General features: G+C 62.1%; 14 protein-coding genes. 4 read left to right on the top strand and 10 right to left on the bottom strand.

Features of this window, described 5'->3' with window-relative positions; all coding sequences use genetic code 11:
* Positions 1-101: 101 nt before the first annotated feature.
* From K5R33_RS02735 to K5R33_RS02720, 4 genes are all read right to left on the bottom strand, one after another.
* On the bottom strand, positions 102-1,352 hold the full coding sequence (locus K5R33_RS02735) for a sarcosine oxidase subunit beta family protein (RefSeq protein WP_220747425.1): 1,251 nt from the start codon (positions 1,350-1,352) through the stop codon (positions 102-104).
* A 131-nt stretch (positions 1,353-1,483) separates the two neighbouring features.
* Complete coding sequence (locus K5R33_RS02730; RefSeq protein ID WP_220747424.1) at positions 1,484-2,284, bottom strand: TadE/TadG family type IV pilus assembly protein; 801 nt, start codon at positions 2,282-2,284, stop codon at positions 1,484-1,486.
* A gap of 10 nt (positions 2,285-2,294) precedes the next feature.
* On the bottom strand, positions 2,295-2,855 hold the full coding sequence (locus tag K5R33_RS02725) for a TadE/TadG family type IV pilus assembly protein (protein ID WP_220747423.1): 561 nt from the start codon (positions 2,853-2,855) through the stop codon (positions 2,295-2,297).
* A complete protein-coding gene (locus tag K5R33_RS02720; protein ID WP_220747422.1) occupies positions 2,852-4,816 on the bottom strand; it encodes a TadE/TadG family type IV pilus assembly protein in 1,965 nt (654 codons plus the stop codon). The genes K5R33_RS02725 and K5R33_RS02720 overlap by 4 nt, the downstream gene beginning before the upstream one ends.
* A gap of 223 nt (positions 4,817-5,039) precedes the next feature.
* On the opposite strand from K5R33_RS02720, the gene K5R33_RS02715 reads away from it, so the two are divergent.
* On the top strand, positions 5,040-6,467 hold the full coding sequence (locus K5R33_RS02715) for a Glu/Leu/Phe/Val family dehydrogenase (protein WP_255576063.1): 1,428 nt from the start codon (positions 5,040-5,042) through the stop codon (positions 6,465-6,467).
* 650 nt (positions 6,468-7,117) lie between these two features.
* On the opposite strand, the gene K5R33_RS02710 is transcribed toward K5R33_RS02715, so the two are convergent.
* From K5R33_RS02710 to K5R33_RS02700, 3 genes are all read right to left on the bottom strand, one after another.
* The gene (locus K5R33_RS02710; RefSeq protein WP_220747421.1) at positions 7,118-7,582 is read right to left on the bottom strand and encodes a hypothetical protein; all 465 of its coding nucleotides are present in this window, start codon (positions 7,580-7,582) and stop codon (positions 7,118-7,120) included.
* A 347-nt stretch (positions 7,583-7,929) separates the two neighbouring features.
* On the bottom strand, positions 7,930-9,885 hold the full coding sequence (locus K5R33_RS02705) for a monovalent cation:proton antiporter-2 (CPA2) family protein (RefSeq protein WP_220747419.1): 1,956 nt from the start codon (positions 9,883-9,885) through the stop codon (positions 7,930-7,932).
* A 58-nt stretch (positions 9,886-9,943) separates the two neighbouring features.
* Positions 9,944-10,396: an Lrp/AsnC family transcriptional regulator gene (locus K5R33_RS02700; RefSeq protein WP_220747418.1), complete on the bottom strand. Its 453-nt coding sequence runs from the start codon at positions 10,394-10,396 to the stop codon at positions 9,944-9,946.
* 145 nt (positions 10,397-10,541) lie between these two features.
* Here K5R33_RS02700 and hppD point away from each other — a divergent pair, with 145 nt between their 5' ends.
* The gene (hppD, locus tag K5R33_RS02695) at positions 10,542-11,648 is read left to right on the top strand and encodes a 4-hydroxyphenylpyruvate dioxygenase (protein ID WP_220747417.1); all 1,107 of its coding nucleotides are present in this window, start codon (positions 10,542-10,544) and stop codon (positions 11,646-11,648) included.
* A gap of 465 nt (positions 11,649-12,113) precedes the next feature.
* On the top strand, positions 12,114-12,596 hold the full coding sequence (locus K5R33_RS02690; protein WP_220747416.1) for a hypothetical protein: 483 nt from the start codon (positions 12,114-12,116) through the stop codon (positions 12,594-12,596).
* Positions 12,597-12,668: 72 nt separating this feature from the next.
* On the opposite strand, the gene K5R33_RS02685 is transcribed toward K5R33_RS02690, so the two are convergent.
* Both K5R33_RS02685 and K5R33_RS02680 read right to left on the bottom strand, forming a co-directional pair.
* Entirely contained in the window at positions 12,669-14,108 is a 1,440-nt protein-coding gene (locus K5R33_RS02685; protein WP_220747415.1) for an NAD(P)(+) transhydrogenase (Re/Si-specific) subunit beta, read from the bottom strand.
* A gap of 14 nt (positions 14,109-14,122) precedes the next feature.
* Complete coding sequence (locus K5R33_RS02680; RefSeq protein ID WP_220747414.1) at positions 14,123-15,697, bottom strand: Re/Si-specific NAD(P)(+) transhydrogenase subunit alpha; 1,575 nt, start codon at positions 15,695-15,697, stop codon at positions 14,123-14,125.
* 288 nt (positions 15,698-15,985) lie between these two features.
* On the opposite strand from K5R33_RS02680, the gene K5R33_RS02675 reads away from it, so the two are divergent.
* Complete coding sequence (locus tag K5R33_RS02675; RefSeq protein WP_220747413.1) at positions 15,986-17,263, top strand: DUF3422 family protein; 1,278 nt, start codon at positions 15,986-15,988, stop codon at positions 17,261-17,263.
* Positions 17,264-17,362: 99 nt separating this feature from the next.
* Here the strand turns inward: K5R33_RS02675 and argB are convergent, their stop codons facing one another.
* Entirely contained in the window at positions 17,363-18,232 is an 870-nt protein-coding gene (argB, locus tag K5R33_RS02670) for an acetylglutamate kinase (RefSeq protein ID WP_220747412.1), read from the bottom strand.
* Positions 18,233-18,248 lie beyond the last annotated feature (16 nt).

The following is an 18,248-nucleotide window of genomic DNA, read 5'->3' as shown; positions in this document are numbered from 1 at the left end:
GGCGCCGGAGCGGTCAGCGCGGCGTACGACGGTGCCAAGATGGCCCGCCGTGGGCTGGTCCAAGCGGCGCCAGGGACGGCCTATGTTTGCGGCGCGTGGCATCAGTGCAGGTTATGCTGGGACCCGGTGGCTTCCTCGTCGATCACGTCGCCCCGGGCGAAGCGGTCCAATCGGAAGCGCGCGGCGGGCGCGTGGTGGGTCCCCGTGGCGAGCAGATGGGCAAAGCTATAGCCAGAGCCGGGCACAGCCTTAAAGCCGCCGTAACACCAGCCCGCGTTCAGATAGAGCCCTTCGATGGGGGTCTTGTCGATGATCGGGGATCCGTCGGGCGTCATATCCATAATCCCGCCCCAAGATCGCAGCACGCGGGCCTGGCCGATCATCGGCATCAGCGCCATGCCAGCCTCCATCACATGTTCGGCCATGGGCAGGTTCCCGCGGGCGGCATAGCTGGCATAGAAATCCAGATCCCCGCCAAACACCAAACCGCCCTTGTCCGATTGGCTGATGTAGAAGTGCCCCATGCCGAAGGTGACCACCGTGTCGATGCAGGGCTTTAGCCCCTCGGTCACGAAGGCCTGGAGGATATGGCTTTCGATGGGGAGGCGCAGGCCAGCCATGGCGGCGACTTGCGAGGATCGTCCCGCGACCACGATCCCGACCGTCTTGGCACGGATCGCACCGCGCGTGGTTTGCACACCTGTCACGCGGCCCTTGTCGATGTCGATGCCCGTCACCTCGCAGGTCTGGATAAGGTCGACGCCGCGTTGGTCTGCGCTGCGGGCAAACCCCCATGCGACCGCATCGTGCCGCGCCGTACCGCCCCGACCGTGGTACAGCGCGCCCAACACGGGGAAGCGGGCGTTGTCGTGGTCCAGATAGGGCAGACGCTTGCGGACGGCGTCCCGATCCAACAGCTCCGCGTCGTCGCCTTGGGTGATCATCGTGTTGCCCCGGCGGGCATAGGCGTCGCGCTGGCCATCGGAATGGAACAGGTTATAGATGCCGCGCTGAGACATCATGGCATTGTAGTTCAACTCCTGTTCCAGCCCTTCCCAAAGCTTAAGGGAGTGGGAGTAGAACTCCGAATTGCCTGGCATCCCGTAGTTGGCGCGCACGATGGTGGTGTTGCGGCCCACATTGCCGCCGCCAAGGTATCCTTTTTCCAAGACCGCGATGTTAGAGAGCCCATGCTCGCGCGCGAGGTAATACGCCGTCGCCAGGCCATGCCCGCCGCCTCCGATGATGAGGATATCGTATTCGGATTTGGGTTGGGGGGAGCGCCAATGGGGCCGCCATCCAGTGTTGCCGATCAGACCTTGCTTGATGATCTCTAAGGCGCTGAAGCGCATGGCTGTCCCCATCTCCACGGGAACAGCCTAGCCAGTCCGTTTTGAGCGGCAATGCCACTTGACGACGCCGGAGGGTCGCCCCGCGACACGGTGGACCCGCGCCGCGAGGCCTTGAGGATTAGACTAATATTTTAGTCATCATCGTCATCGTCATCGTCATCGTCATCGTCATCGTCATCATCGTCATCGCTGTCTCTACTATCCCACCATGCGGAGACCGCTTCCCAATCAATGTCCCATGGCCATTTCCAACCGCTCTCCTCTTCGGGTGCGTTCGTCTCTTCAACGCTCGCAACTTCTTGCTCGACGGAGGTCTCGGTTTCGGGCTCCTCGGGTTCTGTCTGTACAGACGAGGTCCGGATCAACTCAGGCGGCGGCGGAACGGTCACGTCCACATCCATTCTGGGCGTATACCGCTGGCGCGCTGTCACGATCCGTTCAAAAGTGCGCGGCTCCAGCCCGATGTTGAAGACGGGGGCATAGCTCACCTGCGCTTCAACAATGACGACATATTCGCCTTCGAGGAGCGTGGGGATACGATTGCGCAGCCCGTCCAAGCGGGCCTCGGTCATGTCCGATGAGTTGTCGGTGCTGTAGGTGTCCGTGATGACCACCTCCTCGCCGACCCGGCGGACCTGGGTATAGCGCAACCTGGCCTGATCCTCAGTGAAGGTCATCGCTTCGAACAGGGCCTGGGCGCCCTCAAAATCGAGGGGCAACACCGTGTCTTCGCGCCGCGACAGCATATCGCTGACCGCATAGGTGGCCTTGGTGATGGTTGCCTCGCGGCGGTAAGCGTCGAAGTATCCGAAGGCTGCGACGTAGAAAAACGCCATCATAGGCAGGATCACGGCCGCCTCGACCGAAAGCGCGGCATCCTCGCGGCGCCACGCCTCTGTGGCCCAGGATCGGAAGCGATGGACGCAGATCATGACGGCCTCCTTAGATCGGTTCGACGACGACGGTCGTGGCCGCCACCATGCGCAGGCTGGTCCCATCCACCGACGACACAAGCTGCGCGCCGAGCCCTGCGCCCGGCATGAAAGGATCGACGGCGAAACAGGCCCGCACAAAGACGATTTTCGATGCGCGTTCAGACACAAAGGCCGGGGTCGGCATGACGGAGGTTTCGCGGTTCACGCAGGGCTGCACAGTGCTCGGCAGGTCGTAGTTCGCTGGATCGATCTCCTGCAGTTCCACAAGCAGGTTCGCGGTGCAATCGGGCAGGATCCGGGCCTCGGCGCAGATATTGTCGCGGATGCCCGTCTGGGTCAGGCCATTGCTGCTGTCGAGGCGAATCTCGCGCGCGACGACGTCTAGACCCCGTTCAAGCATAACCTGGCGGATCAAGACCAAGGAGGCCTCAAAACACGACAGGAAGAGCGCCAGGAAGACGGGCAGCAGCAGGACGAATTCCACCGTTGCGGCACCGTCTTCGCGTCTTGCGCGACGCAGGAGGGCGCGCAGCCCCCCCCTTTGGGCAGTGGAGCGTGAATGCGTCATTGGGTCAGCTTCAATCGGTTGATTGCGATCAGGATGTCGTTGAAAGCGCTCGCGATATCGAGGCTTTCCACGTTGTTAAACCGTGTCGGATTATCGGCGCCCGCGCATTGGCGCATGTCGTTCTGGGCGCCCGAGGGGGCCTGGAACGCGATGGTGAAGACCAACATCCCGGATTCCCGCGCGGTGCGGCAGATGTCTTGCAGATACCTATCGAGGCGCGGCAGCGAGGCCAAGGTCTCCCCTTCGTAGCGGATGTAGAAATCGCGCGTGGCGTCATCGATTTTGGGGTCGCCGTTTCCAGCTTTCCAGAAGTTGCCGAAGGTCACGGGGACAGCGGCGTAGAACTCCGCGAATGTCAGTTCGATCGCGTCCGTGCCGCCTGCGGGTTGTGACCGCCATTCGCCACCGGTGGCTTGGTTGGTACTCGTGGCCGGGTTCTTTACCCAGAACATCTGGTTTTGCTCGGACCAGATCGAATACTGAACCTCGACGTTCTGACCGGTATCGGGGTGTTCCCCTTCGCCATCAAAGTCGACCCAGTTGCGTCGATCCGCATCCGTCCACCAAGGATAGCCGTTGTAGGTTTCGCCGTTCAGCGCCCAATCCTGTCCCCGGCCCCGGTTCTGATACCAGTTCGGGGACCAATTGCTGGCGCCATCGATGTCATCGATGCCGGTTGTCTGCTGACCTGTTGTCTGTTGGCTGTTGCCATGGGTGTGGTTGGGACCGTGCCCATTGCCGTGGGTGTGCCCAGGCCCGTGGCCTTTGCCGTGGGTATGGCCGTCGCCCTGCGTGCTGTTCGTTGTGCCGTCGACTGGCGTCAACACCGGGACCTCCAGGTCGGGACGATACACGAAAACGCCCGAGGGACCGTTCTTGCGGTCGGGGTAGATGTCGCGCATCTCCTCGTTCTTGCCGTCGCTCATGACGATCAGAATCTTCGTCGTCGCGGGATCATCCAGATCGGCAGGGATGTTTTGATACGTGGTCGACAGCTTCCCGTCTGCGATCATCTGTGTGGCATGGGGGCGAAGGCTGGGGTCCAGCATGGCCGCCCCCCATTTCACGCCCAGGTTCACAGCCGTCCCGGCCCGGGCGACCAGTGCGTTGATGTGATCGCGGACCGTGCCGATATTCGTGGCCCAGGGCAGGATCGCGCGGGAGTTATCCGTCGGGCAGACTGACCTGCGGATCGTGCCGTCGTAGTTGTGCGAGTACTCGTGCCGGTCGAAGTGATTGACGCGCGTCAGGACGGTTCCGGCTGCGATGCCCGTGGTCAGATAGGCTTCTGCGGTGTCAAAAATCACGCACCTTGAATAGGTGTGTTCCATCGTCATCGGAAACCAGGTGCCAACTTCGTCACCGAGGTTGACGCTGTCCTGGTAGGGAATGACGGAAATCACCGCCCGGCTGTTTTCATTGGCCGCCGTCGTGAAGATGTTATTGGCAAAGGCGATGGCCGCCGATTGCAGGTTGGTATGTTTGCTGCCCGACATGGAGCCGGAGATGTCCAGCACCATTGCGACCTCCACGTCGCCCTTGTCTTCGGCTGCGGTCGAGGACAGCGGAACCACCAGCTCATCATAGCCGAGCATTCCCATGAAGATGGTGTTCACGTCGCTGTTGGCTTGGGCCGAGATCCGTCGACTTTGGGAGGTCACCGAGGTCGTGATCGTCACGCTGTCTTCGTCGATCCCGTTCACCCGCAGGTAGTTCTGCACCACTTCGGTGGGGTCGGCTGCCTGATCGAGCGACGCGGCGGCCAGCACGGCGCGGTCGATGGTGCTTTGAACATGGGCGCGGTCGACCTCGGACCGCATCATGTCCAGTGCGACGCCAGCGGCAATCATCATCATCACGAGGATGAGCAAGCCGAAAACTGCCAGTGCCCCGTCTTCGCGACGGTAGAAACGCGTTGTTAGGGCATGGGCGGCGGTCAAGGACTTGGGGAGACGGAACACGGCAATCCCTCAGGAATGATTAACAACACTGGCGAGTCGGATTACGCCACCACCCGAGATGCCCCCGGAATGCGAAGTCTGTCGGGCTCAAATGCGGTCAAACCATGGTTCTGTTCACAATCCGTGAACAAATCGGTGCCTATTCTAGCTTTGGTCGCGGGTTTCGGGATTAGCTAGGGGCGACGGGCGCACCAGCGGTCCGTTATCAGGGGGGAGACATGTCATGACTGCAATTCAAGGCGGATTTACCGCCTCCGTGAACGCGATGTACGACCGCGCCGTATCGCTGATGGATCTCAGCCCTGGGCTGGTGGAAAAGATCCGGGTCTGCAACGCCACGTACACGGTAAGGTTTGGTGTGCGGCTGCGGGGCGAAATCCATACCTTCACCGGCTACCGCTCCGTCCATTCCGAACATATGGAGCCGGTCAAAGGCGGGATACGCTTCGCCATGGCCGTCGACCAGGACGAGGTGGAGGCGCTGGCCTCTCTGATGACCTACAAATGCGCGCTTGTGGAGACGCCATTCGGAGGCTCCAAGGGCGGCCTCTGCATAGACCCCTCCGCGTGGGAGCCCCATGAGATGGAGCAGATTACGCGCAGGTTCGCCTATGAGTTGATCAAGCGCGACCTGATCAACCCCGCACAGAACGTTCCCGCCCCGGACATGGGCACCGGGGAGCGGGAGATGGCCTGGATGGCCGATCAGTATAAGCGGATGAAAACCACGGACATCAACGGCAACGCCTGTGTCACCGGTAAACCGGCCAATGCAGGCGGCATCGCCGGTCGGGTGGAGGCCACGGGGCGCGGCGTTCAATACGCCCTGCAGGAGTTCTTTCGACACCCCGAGGATATGGCCGCAGCCGGTTTGACAGGCACCCTGGATGGCAAGCGCATCGTCGTACAAGGGCTGGGGAACGTGGGCTACCATGCCGCCAAATTCCTATCGTCCGAGGACGGCGCCCGGATCACCGGCGTGATCGAGCGGGATGGCGGCATTTGGTCCGACACAGGGTTGGATGTGGATGCCGTGCGGGCCCACATCCGCGAGACGGGCGGGGTCAAAGGCTTTCCCGACGCGCGTTTCGATGCCAATGGCGCAACCCTGCTGGAGGCGGACTGCGACATTCTGATCCCCGCTGCCTTGGAGGGGGTCATTCACACGGGCAATGCCCCCCGCGTCCAAGCCCCCCTCATCATCGAAGCGGCAAACGGCCCCGTGACGGCCGAAGCGAATGACATTCTGTTGGACAAGGGCTGCGTGATCATTCCCGACCTCTATGCCAACGCCGGTGGGGTCACGGTGAGCTACTTTGAGTGGGTCAAGAACCTGAGCCATATCCGCTTTGGCCGGATGCAACGCCGCGCGGAGGAGGCGCGCCACCAGGTCTTGGTCGATGAGTTGGAGCGTCTGTCCCGCGACAAGGGGCTGGCCTGGACCCTGTCAGATGATTTCAAGGCCCGCTACCTTCGCGGCGCGGGGGAGTTGGAACTGGTGCGCTCGGGGCTCGACGACACCATGCGCGGGGCCTACGGCGCCATGCGCGAGGTTTGGCAGGGCCGCGCGGATGTGCCCGACCTACGCACCGCCGGGTTCATCGTCGCGATCAGCCGGATCGCGGCCAGCTACCAGGCGAAGGGGCTGTGAGGCGTACGATTGCGGCAATCCCTGGGGTGAGCGGGGCACGGCGTTCCTAAGTCGCGGGACCTGTCGGCGGATGTTCCGGCAAACCAAGCGATCCGGGCTTTGGTCGTCTCCTGCGGTCAAGCCAGAGAGTAATTTCGGCTCTCTCGGATGGGAACAAGCTGGCCCTTGGGGGGCGTCGCAGAGCCCCCCGGCTCTAGGGGCGTCGCGTTGCGCCTGTTGGGGCGCGCCGACGATAGAATCGCCAGACCTTCCACGCGTCCAGCCACATGGGAAGATTTCGAATAATCGACGTCTTCCCTTTCGATGTCGAGAGAAACCAACTGCTTGGGCGTTAGCTCGAGTAGCCATCTCCCGGGCGTATACGGACAAGGGGAAGTGCGCCCTCGCAGTTGAAGCGGCCAAGTCCGTTGGAAATGGCCCCTGTCGTGCGGACGGAGAGGATCGATTGCGTTTAGGCACGGCTCTGTTCGCCAACGTCCGAAGTGTGATCCCTAGGGCGACGATCGCTGACCCCGGAACCGCTGAGCACCTCGCCCATCAGCAACGGAATGTACCATCCCCATTGCGCTAAGTGCGCGGGGCGTTGCCGCGACAATCGCGTCGCGACAACAGGTTCCGGAGGCTCTTTTGGACCCGGAAAGACCGATCCGTCAGTATTCAGCGCGGCGGTTCGTTTCTTCGAAGCTGGCGTTCAGATCAATGTCATAGCGCCCCGTCGTGCAGTACACGTCGTCAAGCTCAAAGCCATCGGCTTCTTTTTCGATATCGTCGGGGTCCATTTCGCACTGGAGTTCTTCGAGAACCGTCATGATCCGCGCGATGTCGTCTTCGGTCGGCGCTGCATCGCCTTCCAAAGGACCGTCGTATGTCATGCTGACGATGATATGGGCGTCGTCCACTTTTCTGACTTTGATGTCGTATTGGTGCGCGGCACAAGCGACGTCATCCATCTCAAAGAGATAGCTTGTCTCTTGCTCAGCGGCTTCGACAGGTCCGCAGTTGAAATCAGCAAGCTCTTCGTTGATCTCCCGCAGGTCTTCTTCGCCCGCGCTCGTTTCGGCAAGTGCCGGAGACGCGACCACGACCGCTAAGGCGGCGACTGTTGTTCTAAGCATTTCAATCCTCCCAAACTTTTCTAACCCGCTTGTCATTTACGGTGGTTTGCCAGAGCCACCGTGACCGACGGAGGTAAGGCAGTGCTTCCAACAGTCAACGGGCGCGTCGGGTTGGCCGGCGTAGACCGACATCCATCGCGGTGCCCGGCTGACCTGGTCGGTGGACGGCTCCCGCAGGTGCGGCGGACGATCCGTTGGGACCCCCTGGACGCGGAGCGGCGGTCCGCACCACGCAAGGACATTAACCCCAACAGGCCCTTGGGGGCGATGCACCTAGAGAGCATCGCCCGACCGCGATTGGCACCTCGCGACGCTTGAATCGGCGGATCCGTGTCGCGCGCTGGCCTTTAGCTCGCCTTGTCAGCAAGTTTGCTGTCGGACCCGGCCTCGGTATCTGCACCGTCTTCCGAATTCGCCGCAGCCGCCGCATCCGGGTCTTCGCCAAAACGGGTCAGCAACGCGTTCTCAAGGCCGCGGGACAACTCCCGCGCGACGGCGGTGTATTCCGGGTTGTCCTGGATCGGCACGCCTGGCTTCCAGACTTTCGCTAATTCCAGCAGGCCGCGCCGGTCATGCTGATAGAAGGCCTCCCGCGCCGCATGGGCCTCGCTTTCCGACCAGCCCATCCGCTCCAGCACGTAGCGCCCGGCCCGGAGGGAGCTGTCGAACATCTCTCGCACGATGTCATCGGCGCCCGAGCGGTAAAGCTCGTAGACATGGACGCGGTCATAGGCCCGGGCGACAATGTGGATATCTGGGTTAGCTGCCTTGGCCATCTTGGTCAACCGTACCGCGTCCGCCTTGTCGTCCAGTGCCACGACCAGCACTTTGGCCGATGCCAACCCAGCGGCGCGCAACATCTCAGGGCGGGTGGGATCGCCCAGATAGGTTTTGATCCCGAACTGGCGCAAAAGCTTGATCGTCTCCATATCGCGGTCCAGCACGACGGTCCTGACGCCGGCGCCCTGCAACATACGATGCACCACTTGGCCAAAGCGACCGACGCCCGCGATGATGACCTCCGGCGTTTCGTCGATGTTGTCGCCGTCCACTTCGGCTGTGCCGGAACTGCGTGCGGCCAGGCGTTCGTAGGCGATGAACAATAGTGGAGTGACTAGCATCGACAGGGCCACGGACAGCAGAAGGATCGACGAGATCTCTGTCCCGAAGACGCCACCCTGGGTCGCCGCAGCGATCAGAACGAAGCCAAATTCACCGGCCTGTGCCAGCGATAGGGTGAACAAGATCCGATCTTGCCCCTTTAGGCGGAACAACACCCCCAATCCGAACAGAATGGCACCCTTTAGGGCGATCAACCCGACGACGAGACCCAGTACCGTCAGCGGCGCACCGGTCAGCGTGGCGAAGTTCATCCCTGCGCCGACGGTTATGAAGAAAAGGCCTAGCAAGATCCCCTTGAAGGGCTCGATATCGGCTTCCAACTCGTGCCGGAATTCCGAATTGGCCAGCACCACGCCCGCCAGAAAAGCCCCGAGGGCCGGGGACAGGCCGACGAGCATCATCATCTCGGCCACCCCCACAACAAATAGCAGAGAGACAACTGTCTGCATTTCACGCAGGCGCGCCCAGGCCGCAAAGGCGAAAATCGGCCGCGTCAGGTAGGTGCCGCCAAGGATGACAATGGCGACGGCGCCTACGGTCAGCATCGTCAGCCCCCAGGCGGGCAGGGTATCGACCCAATGGGTGAAGTCAGCGACGATACTGGCGCTGCCGCCATCGCCGATGGCGCCGCCGTGGCCGCCCCCATGACTGTCCTCGGTCCCGCCGCGCCCCGTGCCCAGAAGCGGCATGAGCGCCAGCATTGGGATTACGACGATGTCTTGGGCGAGCAGCACCGAAAAGGCCGAGCGTCCGCCGCGCGTTGGCGTGAGGCTCTTTTCTTCAAGCGTTTGCATCACGATAGCGGTGGACGACAGCGCCAAGATCATGCCGATGGCGAGCGAGACTTGCCATGTCATCCCCAGTAGCCAGGCCAATCCCGCGACCGCTGCCATGGTCGTGCCGACTTGGCCTAGGCCCAAGCCCAGTAGCTTGGCTCGCATGTCCCAAAGCGTGCGCGGCTCCAACTCCAAGCCAATGATGAACAGCATCATGACCACGCCAAACTCAGCGAAGTGTTGGAGGTCCTCGGTCTCTGAACCGACGAGTCCCAGAACAGGCCCGATCACGATTCCAGCGAGGAGGTATCCGAGGACGGAGCCGAAGCCGAAGCGCACGGCCAGAGGTACACACAGGGTCGCCGCGCCCAGGTAGATCACGGCCTGAAAGAGGAAGGTTTCCATATGCAAACGCTATGGCAGGGGCGGGGGCGGGGGCAACCGAATTGCCGTGCGCTGCCTCTCAAACGGGCAGGGGACTATCACGCTTCGGTTGGTCCATGACGATCTGGCTTTGAACGCGGGCCACGGCGGAGTGCGGCAGCAGAACCCGGTGCACTAGGTCGTTGAGTTGGGCCAGGTCCGTGCACCAGACGCGCAGCAGATAGTCGGCCTCTCCGGTGAGGGTCCAGACAGAGGTGACGCGCGGCTCAGCCTCCATCCGTTGTAAGAAGGCCCGGGCCTCCTTGGGAGCATGGCTGGCCATCTGCACTTGGACAAAGGCCTGGACCTGGAGGCCCAGGGACGGTCCGTCCAGCCGCGCGACCGTAGCGCGGATCACGCCCTCCCGTTCCAGGCGCGCGCGCCGACGGCTGGCTTGGCTCGCTGAAAGGTTCAGGATCCGCCCCAGCGTTTCCGACGATTGGGTCGCGTCCCGCTGTAACGCCTGGAGCAAGGCGCGGTCAGTGGGATCCATCGGTGAAACGCTCCATGCAATCGATCCGCATGTGATGAAGAATAGGCGCACAGGACCCGCACGCATAGGTGTTTCTAGCACTATCTTCGCGCGCATCGCGCTTCTGACATGCGGGACACTGCCGAAAACGCAAACGGAGGTTTCCATGGGCCCTTTCCCTCACGATGCACCCTATTCCGATATCACTGATGAAAACCCTGCAGGCACGGACGGATTTGCCTTCGTGGAATTCGCCTCGCCCACGCCCGACGATCTGCGCGATACCTTTCGCAAACAGGGCTATGCCCTTGTGGCGAGGCACAAGACGCGCGCGATTGAGCTTTGGCAGCAGGGGGACATCAGCTATCTCCTGACTGCGGAACCCGGCAGCCATGCGATGGACTTCGTCGCCGACCATGGACCCTGCGCGCCCTCCATGGGGTGGCGCGTCGCGGATGCGCAGCGGGCGTTTGATCACGCGGTGGCCCGTGGGGCGACGCCATATGTCGGCGCCAAGACCCTGGATGTGCCCGCCATCGTCGGGATTGGGGGCAGTCTGATCTACTTCGTGGACCAATACCGCGACGCCTCGCCCTTCAACGCGGAGTTCGACTGGATTGCGGACGCGCACCCCACGGGGGTGGGGTTCCACTACATCGATCACCTGACCCACAACGTTCACCGGGGGAACATGGACACTTGGTTCAAGTTCTATGGGGATCTGTTCAACTTCCGGGAGATCCGCTTTTTCGACATTCAAGGGAAGTACACTGGTCTGGTCAGCCGTGCGCTGACGTCACCCTGTGGGCGCATCCGCATTCCGATCAACGAAGATCGCGGCGAGACCGGGCAGATCGTCGAATACCTCCGCCAGTATAACGGAGAGGGGATCCAGCACATCGCAGTCGGGGCGCGGGACATTTACGAAGCCGTGGATCAGATCGCCGAAAATGGCGTGTCTTTCATGCCCAAACCGCCTGCCACCTATTATGCGGCCAGTGGCGACCGCGTGGTCAATCATGGCGAACCGCTAGAGCGGATGGCACGCCATGGCATTTTGATCGACGGGGAAGGTGTGGTCGAGATCGACGGGGGGGCCGCACGGGAGACGCGTGTCCTGCTCCAGATCTTTTCGAAGACCTGCATTGGTCCGATCTTCTTTGAATTCATCCAGCGAAAGGGAGACGACGGCTTTGGGGAGGGGAACTTCCAGGCGTTGTTTGAATCCATCGAAGCAGATCAGATTGCACGCGGTGTTCTGAAAGCCTCCTGACGGTCGTTCAATCATCGTCAACCGAAGAAATCCGCTGTCCGTCCGGAACAAGATCCCAGGCTCTGGGTTGTTCGACCGTGATCCCTGGGCTGGCTCAATCCTGGTTCCCCCCTCCGAACCGGACGGGCCGTCCTTGGATCAAACCCGATCGCGCGACGCCCGTCTCGGGCGCAACGCACCGTGGTGGTCAGGCGCGTCCCTCCTCCTGACCATCACATCGGCCTCCGGGCATCTTCGGATGGTTGTGCGGTGAAGAAGGTGTCTGTTGAGCAGTGCCCCGGCTGAAACGCCGGGGCACTTGCCGTTTCTGGCCCAGCAAAAATAGAGCGCCGAAACGATCTTGGCTGCCATTTGGTTCCAAACAAAAAGTCAGAAAAAACCGGAAACCAAAGGCTGGGGTGACTGTTGTTCCTGCAAGACGCCGCACAACAGCAGCGTCAGTTAGACGAGATGAAAGGAAAAGACATGAAACGCTTTGCCATTATCGCCGCCGCCACCATCGCCGCCACCGGTCCCGCTTTGGCCTACACCGGTGTGTCGCCAAGCCTGATTGCCAACGCCGAGGCCACGCTGAGCGAGGCGGGCATCAACAACGTCGACATGACCCAACTGTCCGACGAGCAGATCATCGAGATCTACTTCGCGGGTCAGGAAGACAGCGCGGGCGACCGTAATCTGAAGATCGAGGCCGCGCTGGACGGTATGGGTGAGAGCCGCACCATCACGGAACGCCGCGTCATCCTGTCGGAAGCGGATGCGTCCGGCCTGATGCCGTCGGGTGAGAACTCGGTCGTCACCTCGGTCCAGAACTTCCTGGATACCCAAGGCTTCGATGTTGATGCCTCGACGCTGACGGACGCCCAAGTCGCGCAACTGTACTTCATGGGCTATTCCGACGACTCGAATGAGTTCAACCGCGACCAGATCGAGACGCTTCTGAACATGTAAGATCTTACGATCTGACGTGAAAAAGGCCGCCCTCCGGGGCGGCCTTTCTTGTTGCGAGCGTAGGGGTACTGGTCAGCCGATCTTGGGCAGAAGGCTGTCCACCGAAGCCTTGGCGTCGCCGTAGAACATCCGCGTGTTGTCCTTGAAGAACAGCGGGTTTTCGATGCCGGAGTATCCGGTGCCTTGGCCCCGCTTGGACACAAAGACCTGCTTTGCTTTCCAGACTTCCAGCACCGGCATCCCGGCGATAGGGCTGTTGGGATCGTCCTGCGCGGCAGGGTTCACGATGTCGTTGGAGCCGATGACGATCACGACGTCCGTGTCCGGGAAGTCGTCGTTGATCTCATCCATCTCCAGCACGATGTCGTAAGGCACCTTCGCTTCGGCCAGCAGAACGTTCATGTGACCGGGCAGACGACCGGCAACTGGGTGGATCGCAAAGCGAACCTCTTTCCCAGCGGCGCGCATCTTGCGGGTCAGTTCGGCAACGGCGGTCTGGGCCTGGGCCACGGCCATGCCGTAGCCGGGCACGATGACCACGCTGTCTGCCTCGTTCAAGGCCTGGGCAACACCGTCCGCGTCGATGGCGACTTGCTCGCCTTCGACCGCCATCTGCTCACCCGCCGGACCGCCGAAGCCGCCAAGGATGACCGAGATGAACGAGCGGTTCATTGCCTTACACATGATGTAGGACAGGATCGCGCCGGAGGAGCCGACGAGCGCGCCGACCACGATCAGCAGGTCGTTGCCAAGCGAGAAGCCGATGGCTGCAGCGGCCCAGCCCGAGTAGCTGTTGAGCATCGACACAACGACGGGCATGTCCGCGCCACCGATGCCGGTGATCAGGTGATAGCCGATGAACAGGGCGGCGAGCGTCATGATCGCCAGCGGCAGGAACCCGCCGGAGCCGAAGTACCAGAACAGGCACAGCAGCGACAGCGCAGCAGCGCCCGCGTTCAGAAGGTGCCCACCGGGCAGTTTCTTGGCGGCGGAGTCGACCTTACCGGCCAGCTTACCATAGGCGATGACAGAGCCGGTGAAGGTGACGGCCCCGATGAAGATGCCCAGGAACAGCTCCACCCGCAGGATGTTGATCTCCACGAGGGTCTTCTTGGCGATCAAGGCCGCGAAGGTGCCCATGGCATAGGTGTCGTCGCCTGCGGCCTTGGCGGCCTCGACGGCACCGATCTCGAAATGGGCGTTAAAGCCTACGAAGACGGCGGCCAGGCCGACCAGCGAGTGCATGGCCGCGACCAATTCCGGCATCTGCGTCATCTGGACCTTGGTGGCCAGTTGGTAGCCGATGGCCCCGCCCAGGATCACAAGGACCAGCGTCAGCGGCCAGAGGCCGGTGCCGGGGCCAATCAGTGTGGCGAAGACCGCCAGCGCCATGCCGACGATGCCGTACCAGACCGCGCGCTTAGCGCTTTCCTGGCCCGACAGCCCGCCGAGCGACAGGATGAAGAGGATGGCTGCGACCACATAGGCCGCGGTGGTGAATCCGAAGTCCATTTACCCGGTCCCCCTTACGATTTCTGGAACATGGCGAGCATGCGCCGCGTGACGAGGAAGCCGCCGAAGATGTTGATGCCGCACATGAACACCGACAGCGCGGCGAGGATGATGACGATCACCGAACTGGAGCCGATCTGAATAACGGCGCCCAGGATGATGATTGACGAGATCGCGTTGGTGACGGCCATCAACGGCGTGTGCAAGCTGTGCGAGACGTTCCAAATCACCTGGAAGCCCACAAAGACCGACAGCACGAAGACAATAAAGTGCTGCATGAAGCTTGCCGGAGCCACCAGGCCCACGGCCAGCAACAGCGCCGCGCCCACGGCGATCAGGCCAACCTGTTGCTTGGTCTGCGCCTTGAAGGCCGCGACTTCGTTGGCGCGGATCTCCTCGGGCGTCAGCTCCTTGGGCTTCTCTTTCTTCTGGACGGCGATGGCCGCGACCTTGGGTGGGGGCGGCGGGAAGGTCACGACACCCTCATGAGTGATCGTCGCGCCCCGGATCACGTCATCCTCCATGTCGTGGTTGACCTGGCCGTCCTTCTCGGGCGTCAGGTCAGCCATCATGTGGCGGATGTTGTTGCCGTAAAGCGTCGAGGATTGTGTCGCCATGCGGCTGGCGAAATCGGTGTAGCCGATGACGACGACGCCGTTGTCGCTGACGATGCGCTCGTCCTTGACGGTCAACTCGCAGTTGCCGCCCCGTTCGGCGGCCAAATCCACGATGACCGAGCCCGGCTTCATCATCTCGACCATGTCTTTGGTCCAGAGCAGCGGGGCCGGGCGGTTGGGGATCAGCGCCGTCGTGATGACGATGTCGATGTCCGGCGCGATTTCGCGGAACTTGGCAAGCTGCTTGGCCTGGAATTCGGGGCTGGAGGGCGGGGCATAGCCACCCGTCTCGGCGCCGTCGGGCAATTCGCTGTCGTCGAATTCCAGGAAGACGAACTCGGCGCCCATGGATTCGATTTGTTCGGCGACCTCGGGGCGAACGTCGAAGGCATAGGTGATCGCACCCAGCGAGGTCGAGGTGCCGATGGCGGCCAGACCGGCCACACCGGCGCCCACGACGAGGACTTTGGCGGGTGGCACCTTACCGGCGGCGGTCACCTGGCCGGTGAAGAAGCGGCCGAAGTTGTTGCCCGCCTCAATCACGGCACGATAGCCCGCGATATTGGCCATGGAGGACAGGGCGTCCATTTTCTGCGCGCGCGAAATCCGCGGCACCATGTCCATGGCGATGACAGAGGCACCCTTGTCGCGTGCCAGTTCCATCAGCGCTTCGTTTGAGGCCGGGTAGAAGAAGCTGATGAGCAATTGCCCATGCTCCAACCGCTTGACCTCATCCTCGCTGGGGGGGCGCACCTTGGCCACAACGTCGGCCACTTTGTACAATTGCGCGGCGCCAGCCACGATTTCGACGCCAGCGGCGCGGTAGGCCTCGTCCGTGAACCCGGATTTGGCGCCTGCGCCTGCTTCCACTGCGACGTCGTAGCCCAGTTTCTGCAAGTGTCCCGCGCTTTCAGGAGTGATGGCTACGCGGCTCTCGTCCTCGTAGACCTCTTTGGGTGCACCAATCTTCATCTCGGCCCTCCGGCTAGTGTTACCGTTAACACCCGCATACGACGGGTGCTCGGGATGCTCAACCCGGTCTAATGGAGCAGGTCACAATGTTGCGCAAGGGGCGGTGTCCATGGATCTAGAATTTCATGATTTGCCATGATGCCGTCCTGCAGCATGGTAGCGTTATCGGCCAGAGATCCGGGGTTGGTGACGTGAATGTCACGAATACTATGGCATACCTCTGTCAGACTTTGCGGACAGTCCACCCCGCGCTACGTCCCCGATCAGATTTTTGTTCGGAGAGCCGCCATGTTGCGTGATCACCCCCGCCGGTACGAACTGGCCAATGAGCTTCATGCGCGTCCGTTCCCGGCTTTGACGGCGCCGTGCCGCGCGGCCTTCTTGGCCGTCAAGCGCGAAGAGGACGCGGTGAACCGGGACCGCAACGAAGACCGTGCGCATTTGGAAGCTTTGCTGGACCGGTTTGGCGGGGATCACCCCGCGCCTGGGGCCACACACTTTTTCGGCCAATTGGGGAAGCACCGCTTAAAATGGGAAAGTCACACGGAATTCGTGACCTACACGCTGTTTTCCGAGGGCGTCGCCGACCGGCCTTTCGACGGATCGGTCTTTGACGTCTTTCCCGCCGACTGGTTGGAAAAGATCCCAGGTGTCCGCCTGACGTCGGCCTTGATCCGGGTAGAGGCGCAAACGCCGCCCGACCTGATGGCGCGCAAATTGTCGGATTGGTTCGTGCCTGAAAGCTTGGCGACCAGTCATGTGTTGGACGGCAGCGCCGTGGTCGCCTCGGATTTCCGCATTGATCCTGCGGGACACGTGCGGTTCGCGGTCTTCGCGGCGAATGACATGGGCGCCCGCCGGGCGGGGCGCATTGTGCAACGGCTGTGCGAAATCGAAACCTACAAGACCATGGCGATGCTGGCCTTGCCCCGCGCCCGGAGCCTGTCTGCGGATGTGGGACGGATGGATCAGGAGTTGTCGGACCTGGTCGGGCGCCTACGCGAAGGCGAGACGGGGACGGACGAAACCCTGGAGGGTTTGCTGACCATCGGGTCCGAATTGGAGACGATGCTCGCCCGGTCAGCCTTTCGCTTCGGCGCGCAGGAGGCTTATGAGCGCCTCGTGAACCAGCGCATCGCCGTCCTGCGGGAGGAGCGATTCGGCGGACGCCAGACGTTTGCCGAGTTCATGATGCGTCGGTTCGATCCGGCGATGCGCACCTGTCGGTCGGTGCAGGCACGCATGGAGGCCTTGGCGGAGCGAGCCAAGCGCGCGGGTGATCTGTTGTCGACGCGCGTGAACGTGGACCGGGCCAACCAGAATGCGGCCCTGCTCAAGTCCATGGACGGCCGCGCAGAAGCCCAACTGCGTCTGCAAAAGACTGTTGAGGGGCTGTCTGTGGTTGCCATCAGCTACTACGCGCTGGGGCTTGTGTCGGCGTTGCTCTATCCGTTGGGCGCCCAGGCAGGCATGACCAAGGAAATGGTGTCCGCCCTCGTGGTATTGCCTGTCGTGGCGCTCGTCTGGTTTGTCGTGCGGCGCATTCGCCAGCATGTGGAGAAGTAGGCGCCAAGGCCCCTGCGACTCGTTTGGGTGCGGCGTCGGCGTTTGAGTATTTAAGCCGAGAAGAAGCGGGGGCGGGGGCGCGTTAACCTTAACCGTCCGTTACGTCGCGCGGATCAGGCTGCCTGCGCCGTGGCTCGTGAAAAGCTCTAGGAGGACCGCGTTGGGGACGCGGCCATCCAGAATGACGGCTGCCCGCACGCCAGCATCGAGAGCATCTAGCGCGGTCTGCGTTTTGGGGATCATGCCGCCCGCAATCGTGCCATCACTGGTCAGGGCATGGACTTGTTCGACGGTCAGTTCGGTCACGACCTTGCCGCTGCCGTCCTTCACGCCCGCCACATCGGTCAATAGGAGAAGGCGGTCCGCCTGAAGGGCCCCCGCGATTGCGCCTGCCGCTGTGTCGCCATTGATGTTGAAGGTTTCGTCGGCTGCGCCCGTGCCGATGGGTGCGATCACGGGAATCATCTCATCCCGGAACAGCGCATGCAGCAATTTGGGGTCGACCTCGGTGGGGCGACCGACGAACCCAAGCTCGGGGTCATCGGGTTCGCAGACAATCATGTCCGCGTCCTTGCCGGACAGACCGACCGCGCGTCCACCTGCCGTATTAATCGCTTGCACGATCCGTTTGTTGACCTGGCCCGCCAAGACCATTTCGACCACCTTGACCGTTTCGGCGTCGGTCACGCGCTTGCCCCGCACAAAGGTCGAGGTCACGCCGAGCCGTGCGAGCAGATCGTTGATCATCGGCCCACCACCGTGGACGATGACCGGATTGATACCCACCGTCCGCATGAGCACAACGTCGCGCGCGAAGCTGGCCATGCCTTCGTCAGACCCCATGGCGTGACCGCCCAGTTTGATCACAACCGTCGCATCGTTGTAGCGCCGCAAATAGGGCAGTGCCTCGTTCAGGGTCCGGGCGATGGCAGTGTTGTCGCGGCTGGTCATGGCGTCCTGCGGTTTCATGGGGCTGTCTTTCGCG

The organism is Jannaschia pagri (assembly GCF_019655435.1).
GTDB lineage: Bacteria > Pseudomonadota > Alphaproteobacteria > Rhodobacterales > Rhodobacteraceae > Jannaschia > Jannaschia pagri.
This window is presented reverse-complemented; position numbering and strand designations above follow the sequence as displayed.